The sequence below is a fragment of the Salinisphaera sp. genome, from assembly GCF_002729955.1.
GTDB lineage: Bacteria > Pseudomonadota > Gammaproteobacteria > Nevskiales > Salinisphaeraceae > Salinisphaera.
Genome location: NZ_PBYA01000007.1, coordinates 1 through 8,429, shown reverse-complemented (window position 1 = coordinate 8,429; position 8,429 = coordinate 1). Strand labels below are relative to the sequence as shown.

Below are 8,429 nucleotides of genomic sequence, written 5' to 3'. Positions count from 1 at the left end.
CACGCAGAAACTGGCCGAGGTGGCCGGCGAGCGCTTCGATGCGATCTTCTATCCCGGCGGGCACGGCCCGCTCTGGGATCTGGCCGAAGATCGGGATTCGATCGCCCTGTTGGAACGCAATCAGGCCGCGGGCACGCCGCTGGGGCTGGTCTGTCATGCCCCCGGCGTACTTCGGCATGGGAATGCCCATGGCGGGCCGCTCGTGCATGGGTTGAAAGTCACCGGCTTTACCAATAGCGAAGAGCAGGCCGTGCGTCTGGCCGACGTGGTGCCTTTTCGCGTGGAAGACATGCTCCGCGACAGCGGCGGCATATTTTCGAGCGGCAAGGACTGGGCTTCGCATGTGGTAGTCGCCGGCAATCTGGTCACCGGCCAGAACCCGGCCTCGTCGACTGCCACGGCGCGCATTCTCATGGCCCAGCTGCAGCCTAAATAGCGTCTGGCGGTGATCGTTTCGGGCGTATACTCGGCCCATGCCGGTGACCCCATCGCCTATCATTCGTGCTGCCGATCTTGACGATCTGGCCGGCGTTCATGCGCTCGAACAGGCCTGTTTCGTGCTGGATGGCCAAAGCCGGCGCAGCCTGCGTCATCTCATCGCCCGTGCCCACGGCGATTTTCTGGTGGCGGTGGTTGATGACGTCATCGTGGCCGACGTGATCGTGCTTTATCGGCGTGGCAACCGCGTGGCCCGGCTTTATTCGATCGCGGTCGGCGCGGCGGCCCGCGGCCAGGGCATGGCCCGTCGGCTGCTGGAACACGCGCACACCCAGGCTGTCGCAAGGGGGTGTGGCGTCATGCGGGCCGAGGCGCGGCTCTCCAACGGCGCCTCGCGCGGTCTGTTTGCCGATGCCGGCTATCGCGAAATCGCGCGGCTCGTCGATTATTATCCGGGCAGCGACGGCGGGCACGAAGACGGTGTGCGCCTGGAAAAGCATCTCAACAACTAGCGGGTAAAACGCGTCTATGGCCGAACCGATCGTGGTGGTGGAATCTCTGCGGGACTGGAAAGCGCCCGCGCCTTCGGTACGGCTGGTGCTCGCCGACGACTATCTGGCCGACCCGGCGTTTGCCGAGGCGGACCTGCACGTCATCAATCTGTGTCGCAGTACGCGCTATCAAAGCCTTGGCTATTACTGTTCGCTGCTGGCCGAGGCCCGCGGGCACCGTGTGCTCGCCTCGGTGGCCACGCTGCAGGATCTGTCACGCAAGATTATTTATGGCAGCGAAATCCCGGCGCTGGCCGAATATCTGGACCGTCTGAGCGAGGCCGAACGTGCAAGCCTGCCGGCGGCGTTCAATGTCTACCTCGGTCGCTGCGAAAACCCGTTGCTGGCGCCGCTGGCGCGCCGGCTGTTCGAGCAGTTCGCCGTGCCGTTGCTGCATGTCGAGCTGCGCCGGCGCGAGGGCAAGGTGGCGGTCGACGGGCTGCGCACGCTGTCGATCCGGTCGCTGGACGCCGAGCAGGCGGCGTTTCTCGACCAGGCCCTGCAGGCGCATGTTGCCAAGGGTTGGCGCGGTGCGCGCAAGCGTCGGGCCGCACGTTTCGACGTGGCCATGCTCGTGGACGCCGACGACCCGCAGCCGCCGTCGAATGTCGAGGCGCTGGAAAAGTTCGTGGCCGCCGGTAAACGCCTGGGCCTGGAGGTAGAGATCATCGGCCGCCGCGATTTCGGCCGACTGGCCGAGTTCGATGCGCTTTTCATTCGCGAAACCACGCGGCTGGCACACCATACCTATGCCTTTTCGCGCCGCGCCGAGCGCGAAGGCCTGGTGGTGATCGACGACCCGACCTCGATTCTGCGCTGTACGAACAAGGTCTATCTCGCGGAACTGCTGACCCGCTACAAGGTCGCCGCGCCGCGCGCCTGTATTTTCGGCGAACGCGAGGTCAAGCGTCTGCCCGAGTTGCTGGGTTTTCCGATGGTGCTCAAGGCCCCGGAAGGCGCGTTCTCGAAAGGCGTGTTCAAGGCCAACGATCGTAGCGAACTCGATGCTATCGCCGAGCGCCTGCTCGATGATTCCGAGCTGGCGCTGGCCCAGGAATTCATGCCCACCGAGTTCGACTGGCGGGTGGGCGTGCTCGCCGGCAAGCCGCTGTACGTCTGCCAGTACGCGATGGCGGGCGGGCACTGGCAGATCGTCAAGCATGAAGACAGCGGCGACTACAGCGAAGGCGATTCGGCCACCCTGGCGGTCGAGGATGCCCCGGCCGAGGTGATCGAAACCGCCGTACGCGCCGCCAACCTGATTGGCGACGGTTTGTACGGGGTCGATCTCAAACAGACCGCCGACGGTATCCGCGTGATCGAAGTCAACGACAACCCGAGCCTGGATGCGGGCATCGAGGACGCCGTGCTGGGTGATGCGTTGTATGACCGCATCATGGGCGAATTCCTGCACCGCCTGCAGCAGCGCACCCGGGCGCCGGGCAAACGGCGGGCCGGGTCGCCGTAAAACCCATGTCGGCAGTGCTTTGTTATGATGCCGACCTGACAAATTCTCGTGACCGTTCGCCAGAACGGCCGCGTTTGGCACAAGAAAAGGCGTTTTATGACCGACCGTATCGAAAAAGCGGGCCTGCAGATCGGCAAGCCCTTGCATGATTTGATTGAGAAAGCCCTGCCGGGCACCGGGGTGGACCCCGACACCTTCTGGCAGACGCTGGCTTCGCTGGTGGCCGAATTCGGCGATCGCAACGCCCAGCTGCTTCGTCATCGCGAGGACATCCAGGAAACGCTCGACAAGTGGCACCGCGAACACCGCGGCGATGCCTTCGACAAGGGCGAATACCGCAAGCTGCTCGAAGAGCTTGAATACATCGTCGGCGATGTGGGCGATTTCAAGGTCTCCACCGACAACGTCGACCCCGAGATCGCCACCGTGCCGGGCCCGCAGCTGGTGGTGCCGATCACCAACGCACGCTTTTCGCTCAACGCCGCGAACGCACGCTGGGGCAGCCTGTACGACGCGCTTTACGGCGCCGACATCATCCCCGAGGACAACGGCGCCGAGAAGGGCACCAGCTACAATCCCAAGCGCGGTGCCAAGGTCGTTGAATGGGCGGCCGAGTTCCTCGACGACACCTTCCCGCTGGCGGAAGGCTCGCATGCCGATGCCACGGCCTATCGCATCGATAACGACACGCTGGCCGTGGACGTGGGCGACAGCCACACCACGCTCAAGGACAGCAAGCAGTTCGCCGGCTATCAGGGCGACGCCGCGGCACCCAAGGCCGTGCTGCTGACCAACAACGGCCTGCATTCCGAAATCCAGATCGACGCGAACGACCCGGTCGGCAAGGATCATGCAGCCGGCGTGAAGGACGTGCTCATGGAAGCCGCTGTCACCGCCATCCAGGACTGCGAAGACTCCGTCGCCGCGGTGGACGCCGAAGACAAGGCGCTGGTGTATGGTAACTGGCTCGGCCTGATGAAGGGCGACCTGCAGGAATCGCTTGAGAAGGGCGGCAAGACCATCACCCGCAAGCTCAACGACGATCGCGAATACACCGCCCCCGACGGCTCCACGCTCACGCTGCCCGGTCGCAGCCTGATGCTGGTGCGCAACGTTGGCCATCTGATGACCACGCCGGCGGTGCTCGACAGCGACGGCAACGAAATTCCGGAAGGCATTCTGGACGCGCTGTGCACCGGCACCATCGCCCTGCACGACCTCAAGCGTAACGGCCCGCACACCAACAGCCGTGCTGGCAGCGTGTATATCGTCAAGCCCAAGATGCACGGCCCGGCCGAGGTCAACTTCACGGTCGAGCTCTTCGAGGCCGTCGAAAAGGCCATCGGCATGGCGCCCAACACCCTCAAGGTGGGCATCATGGACGAAGAGCGCCGCACCAGCCTCAACCTGAAGGCCTGCATCAAGCAGGCGCGCGAGCGCACCATCTTCATCAACACCGGCTTCCTCGATCGCACCGGCGACGAGATGCATACCTCCATGGAAGCCGGCCCGATGCTGCCCAAGGGCGAGATGAAGTCCCAGCCCTGGCTCAAGGCCTACGAAGACAACAACGTCGATACCGGCCTGGCCGCCGGTCTGCGTGGCAAGGCCCAGATCGGCAAGGGCATGTGGGCCGCGCCGGACAACATGGCCGACATGATGGAAGCCAAGATCGGCCACCCCAAGGCCGGCGCCAACTGTGCCTGGGTGCCGTCGCCGACCGCCGCCACGCTGCACGCGATTCATTACCATCGCTGCGACGTGCTGGAACGCCAGGCCGAGCTGGAATCCCGCAACGAGGACTACCTCGACGACATGCTCACCATCCCGCTGCTGGATCGTGAGCTTTCCGACGACGAGATCCAGAAAGAGCTCGACAACAACTGCCAGGGCATCCTGGGTTATGTCGTGCGCTGGGTCGACCAGGGCGTGGGCTGCTCCAAGGTGCCGGACATCACCGACACCCAGCTCATGGAAGACCGTGCGACCTGCCGTATCTCCTCGCAGCATGTGGCTAACTGGCTGCATCACGGCGTGACCAGCGAGCAGCAGGTGCGCGAAACCCTCGAGCGCATGGCTGCGGTGGTGGATCGCCAGAACGAAGGCGACGCCAGCTACCACAACATGGCGCCGAACTTCGACGATTCCGTGGCCTTCCAGGCTGCATCCGACCTGATCTTCAAGGGTCTGGAACAGCCCTCCGGCTACACCGAACCGGTCCTGCACGCGCGCCGTCGCGAGCTCAAGGCCAAGCGGGCCAACGGCTGATACCAGCCGCTACCCGCGACGAAAAGCCCGGCTTCGGCCGGGCTTTTTTGTGGGCGAAATAATTTATGCGGGCGCCGTCTAGTCGTCATGGCCTTAAGCTAATATCAACGCCGCCAGGCCCTGCGGCCACGCTGGGTGGGGGGCAGGCGCAAAGTATGGGGTGCTGTGCATTGATTGGGGTTGGGCTTCTAGAAACGGGGGATGAGTCTGTGCTTCTGAATAAGATTCGGCGTAGTGCCGAGCTGGTAGGGATGACGATTGCGTTGGGGCTATCTTCGATCGGGTTTGCGAATCCGGTCGGCCCGGATCAGGCGATTGAGGATGCGCGCCCGGTCGATACGGGGGCGGGGCGAGATACGCGCTCCACGGTCGCTGTCGTCAGCGATGCCGTGAATAATGTTGTGGCGATCTATTTATCGGATTTTGGACTGAACGGTTCCAATATCCTCGCGCGAAATTATCCATTGGGCGAAGCAGCCGGGGCCGAGGCTCGGCTACAAACACTTTGTAGCAATTGCGGTGGCGGTACCGTCGCTGCCGCAGGCCAGGCGAACGGTAATTTCGTACTTGTTTGGGTTGGCGATGACGACGCCGGTGGGGCTGCGCTGTATGGCCAGTTCTATGATTCCCGGCTCGCCCCGATCGGCAATCGAATGGTACTCGACCCCAACGGTAGCGGCAGCGTAAAGGTCGACATGAATAGCAGTGGCGAGTTTGCCGTGCTTCACGGTACCGATAGTGGTTCCACGCGCGCGACCGTCGTTCAGCGTTACGACGCGAACGGCGCCGCTGTGGGTGCCCCTCAACAGTTGGCCGGATTCGGCGATGTCGCGATAGCGGAATCCGGTGCTTTCGCGACCGTGTATCTTACGGCGCCCTTGGCTGAGCAACCGGTCAAACTGGAGCGTTTTGCAGCGGACGGGAAATCGCTGGGCATCGTTGACGTCACCGGGGCCGATTATTTTGAGGACCAGCCGATCATCGAGATTGCCGGTGACGGCACGATACTCGTGGTATGGAAGCCCCGTTTCGATATGGTCGTCGGTCAACTGCTTTCTACCGCAGGTGCGGCACTGGGCGACCCGTTTACGATTTTCACGGCGTTGCAATCGTCGTACGAAGTTGCCGCCAGCGACGACGAATTCGTCGTCGGGCTGGAGGGGGACGACGATATGTTTGTTCGTCGTGTCGGCAGCGACGGAACACTGTCGGCTCTGGTCGAGGTATACAGCCGGGACGATATCGACAATCCTGACCCCGACCTCGTTCGTGTTTCTTCCGATGCTGATGGCGATTTTGCATCGCTGGTGAGCGAAGACGGCACTAACGAGGAGAGTAGCGTTTTCCTGCGTCGCTTTGCTGGGGGCGAAAATGTCGATCTCGCCGCGCGTATCACGACCAATTCGAGCGCCGTCGCCCAGGGCTCGACTATCGCTTTCGACGTGCTTGTGGATAACAATCACGACCCCGTGGCCCCTCTGCTTAGTACGCTGCCGGGCGCGGAAATCTTCAACCGTGCCATCGGCAGCGCCACCGGTCTGACCGTGACCGCTCGCTTGCCAGCAGCTGTAAGCAACGTGACCGTGAGCGGTACCACTGCTCCAAGCGATCGTAAGCTCCGCTGCAGCCAACCGGAGAGTGGTACGGTCCGCTGCACGCTCGACGGGCCGCTATATGCAGGCGAAAGCGTATCCGCACGGCTTAGGGCCATCGCGCCGAATCGCAATGCTGGCTTGCAGGCAACGGTACAGGCTAGCGCTGATCAGTTCGATTCGAACGAGCGCGATGGCAACAACACCGATAGCGTTTCGGTTGTCGTCGGGGACGTGGATACGAGCGCTGGCGACAGCGACAGCGATGATAGCGATAGCGGCCGAGGTGGTTGCACCATGACCGATACGGACGTGCCGTTCGACCCGTTGTTCTTGGTGCTTTGTGTGGCTGCCTCATTGATGCTTTTACGTCGGCGACGCGCGTCGAACGTGCTGTAGCGGGATGCTCAAGGCGTAGATAGAGCGAAGCGTAGACAGTGAGTCCGGGCGCGCCGGACTCACTCTAGTACAAGGATCGTTTGTTTGTCGCAGCGTCAAAGGCCCGGTTTTTCGAGGCTATATGCTCGGTTACTATTAAGACGGTCATTCTTTCCGGGTGCATGATGGGTCACATGATGGGGTCAGGTCTAGATAAGTAGCATTGATTCCTAAACCAAGCTAATGTCGGGCGTATGGCCGGGCGCCGCCGCAACCGCTAGATGCTAGTGCCCGCCGACACGCCAAGCGAGACGAGGCGATTGCGGCGTGCCATGCGAGCGGCGGATACAGCTACGCGCAAATTGCAGACCACTTCGGAGTACATTTCACGACGGTGGGGAGGATCGTGCGAGCCAGTAAATCGGCTAAATAGTACGATGATAGACCTGACCCCAGCGCTGCCTTTTGCTAAAGCTTTCAATGACCTTGCGTTTGCGAGCCGGGATCCTGAGTACACCGAGTATAAAATAGTCAACGGAAAAATGGTGCGCCAAGACCTAAATGGGCGCTGCGCGACCGTTGAGTGCGCGATGATGGCAGGTTCCATGAACCATGAAGGCGCCGCGACAAAACAATATAATAAGCAGACTCTCGATCAGACCTTATTCAGAGTTCAGGTCGCTTCGACGCCGTTTGCGGTCTTGGCCCCTTTCACCGTAGCGGGTCGAGTTGCTGGCGGTGTTTTATTGGGGGTAGACGGAATTAGAATCGCTGCGGACCCTGGCTATTCAACAATGGGCCCGGCGACTGTAAGTAATGGTGTAGCAATCGGTGCGAAAGCAAGTGGCTTTGGTGCCGCCTCTCAAGGCGTAGGAATAGGCGCAGGAATTGTAACCGGGATTCTGCAAAACGAGCGTTAGCATGTGTCTAGATAAGGCCCTGCGAAATACTGTTCTACTTTTGACGGCTTTTTATATAATTCTTACTTGTCGTGCGGAGGGCCTGAACGGTATGAATTTTATCGAAGCCTTTTTCTTCGGCGGTGGTTTAATGAGTATCCGCGGATATCTCGAAAATAAGGTTATGTTTATTCCTTATAGTTATACGACCGACCCTGATGAGGAAAGCGATATTTCCGTGTTGGCTGGGCTATTGGCCTCAATAGTAATGGTCTGTTTTGGAATTGATTATTTTCTATATGCGATTTTCGATTGGTCTTTCCTGCATTATTCGAATACATAGGTAATATGCGTAATAGGGATAGACCACGTTTTCCCGCTATGACCGCGTCAGTGACTTGGTTGCTGTGCTGAGTAGGAAATGCCACGGCGTTCACGGGAGAAGCAGGGGCCAGGGATGAAAGACGGGGCCAGGTCTAGCTAAGTAGCATTGATTCCCGAATCAAGCTAATGCCGGGCGTATGGCCCGACCCATCCGAATCGAGTTTTCTAGCGCGTTGTATCACGTGACTTCGCGCGGTGATCGCCGTGAAGCGACTTACGAAGACGACACGGATCGCACACGTTTTCTCGAAATTCTTGGGCAGGTCGTGCAAGACTTCAACTGGGTCTGCCATGCCTATTGTTTGATGACCAATTACTACCACCGGGTCATCGAGACACCGGACGCCAACCTCTCCCGGGGGATGCGTCAACTCAATGGCGTCTATACCCAGTACAGCAACCGTCGCCATCGACGCACGGGTCACCTGTTTCAAGGCCGCTTCAAGGGCAT

At 60.7% G+C, this 8,429-nt stretch carries 9 protein-coding genes; all 9 read left to right on the top strand.

The annotated features are described in order from the left end of the window. A partial coding sequence (locus CMN27_RS02175) for a type 1 glutamine amidotransferase domain-containing protein (protein ID WP_293623764.1) occupies positions 1–436 on the top strand: 436 nt, incomplete at its 5' end. 37 nt (positions 437–473) lie between these two features. Continuing rightward, complete coding sequence (locus CMN27_RS02170) at positions 474–950, top strand: GNAT family N-acetyltransferase (RefSeq protein ID WP_293623763.1); 477 nt, start codon at positions 474–476, stop codon at positions 948–950. A gap of 16 nt (positions 951–966) precedes the next feature. Beyond that, positions 967–2,457: a RimK family protein gene (locus CMN27_RS02165; RefSeq protein WP_293623762.1), complete on the top strand. Its 1,491-nt coding sequence runs from the start codon at positions 967–969 to the stop codon at positions 2,455–2,457. A gap of 96 nt (positions 2,458–2,553) precedes the next feature. After that, the gene (locus tag CMN27_RS02160) at positions 2,554–4,725 is read left to right on the top strand and encodes a malate synthase G (protein ID WP_293623761.1); all 2,172 of its coding nucleotides are present in this window, start codon (positions 2,554–2,556) and stop codon (positions 4,723–4,725) included. Positions 4,726–4,976: 251 nt separating this feature from the next. Then, entirely contained in the window at positions 4,977–6,716 is a 1,740-nt protein-coding gene (locus CMN27_RS02155; RefSeq protein ID WP_293623760.1) for a JDVT-CTERM domain-containing protein, read from the top strand. Positions 6,717–7,014: 298 nt separating this feature from the next. After that, positions 7,015–7,128: a helix-turn-helix domain-containing protein gene (locus CMN27_RS17415; protein ID WP_366515389.1), complete on the top strand. Its 114-nt coding sequence runs from the start codon at positions 7,015–7,017 to the stop codon at positions 7,126–7,128. A 4-nt stretch (positions 7,129–7,132) separates the two neighbouring features. Further along, positions 7,133–7,615, top strand: coding sequence for a hypothetical protein (locus CMN27_RS02150; protein WP_293623759.1), 483 nt, complete (start codon positions 7,133–7,135; stop codon positions 7,613–7,615). Position 7,616: 1 nt separating this feature from the next. Next, positions 7,617–7,937 (top strand): hypothetical protein, encoded by a 321-nt coding sequence (locus tag CMN27_RS02145; protein WP_293623758.1) that lies wholly within the window; start codon positions 7,617–7,619, stop codon positions 7,935–7,937. 178 nt (positions 7,938–8,115) lie between these two features. Next, on the top strand, positions 8,116–8,429 hold a 314-nt coding region (locus CMN27_RS02140; RefSeq protein ID WP_293623757.1), incomplete at its 3' end, for a transposase.

Coding starts and splice junctions, on each gene's coding strand:
- CMN27_RS02150 (WP_293623759.1), top strand. CDS start 7,133: ATGATAGACCTGACCCCAGCGCTGCCTTTTGCTAAAGCTTTCAATGAC.
- CMN27_RS02165 (WP_293623762.1), top strand. CDS start 967: ATGGCCGAACCGATCGTGGTGGTGGAATCTCTGCGGGACTGGAAAGCG.
- CMN27_RS02145 (WP_293623758.1), top strand. CDS start 7,617: ATGTGTCTAGATAAGGCCCTGCGAAATACTGTTCTACTTTTGACGGCT.
- CMN27_RS02160 (WP_293623761.1), top strand. CDS start 2,554: ATGACCGACCGTATCGAAAAAGCGGGCCTGCAGATCGGCAAGCCCTTG.
- CMN27_RS02170 (WP_293623763.1), top strand. CDS start 474: ATGCCGGTGACCCCATCGCCTATCATTCGTGCTGCCGATCTTGACGAT.
- CMN27_RS02155 (WP_293623760.1), top strand. CDS start 4,977: ATGACGATTGCGTTGGGGCTATCTTCGATCGGGTTTGCGAATCCGGTC.